Below are 251 nucleotides of genomic sequence, written 5' to 3'. Positions count from 1 at the left end.
GGCTTCGGCTTCGTGTTCGCGCCGGTGGCGATCCAGTCGGCGGCGCTGCTTTCGTCGGCGATCGTGTTTCATGCGTTGACGGGCCATCGCTATCCGCACGGCCACGCCGCGCCGAAACCCGCGAACGCGCCGCCCGACGCCGCCTCGTTCACGCGCGCCGATCTCGAAGCCGTGCTGTCGCGGCGCAGCGAAATGCTCGACGTCGATCCGGACGATCTCGAAGCGCTCCTGCGCGAGACGCAGTTGCAGGC

Annotated in this window: 1 protein-coding gene; it reads left to right on the top strand. The window is 69.3% G+C overall.

The window, feature by feature from the left end:
- Positions 1 to 251 (top strand): HPP family protein (locus NCR39_RS29570; protein WP_502800299.1); only part of this gene is annotated, 251 nt, incomplete at both ends.

The sequence above is a fragment of the Caballeronia sp. ATUFL_M2_KS44 genome, assembly GCF_023630965.1.
Lineage (GTDB): Bacteria > Pseudomonadota > Gammaproteobacteria > Burkholderiales > Burkholderiaceae > Caballeronia > Caballeronia concitans.
Note: the sequence above shows the minus strand (reverse complement) of the source record. Positions and strands in the feature narration are given on the sequence as shown.